We start from the raw sequence: 255 nt of genomic DNA, 5'->3' as shown, positions 1-255 counted from the left end.
CCGCCAGGGGATCCCCGTCTCCCTGATCGCCGACCCGGTCGGTATTTACTACGATGCCCGTCAGCCCAGCCATCTCGAGCAGCTTATTGCCACGCCCTGCAGCGGGGACATGCTGTCGCGGGCCGCGACGCTTAAGGACGCGCTGCTGCGTCTCGGTGTCACCAAATATAACTGTTACGACGGCGGGCACGAGTTACCCGGACGTCTGGCCGCGAGCCTGCAGCACGATCCGCGCCCGATGATCCTGTTGATCGA

General features: G+C 64.3%; 1 pseudogene. It reads left to right on the top strand.

The features are described 5' to 3' along the window. Window positions 1-255 (top strand): annotated as a pseudogene (locus ACU8YC_RS28795) (capsular polysaccharide biosynthesis protein); the annotation flags it as partial.

The organism is Citrobacter sp. VF227, from assembly GCF_052950715.1.
Note: the sequence above shows the minus strand (reverse complement) of the source record. Positions and strands in the feature narration are given on the sequence as shown.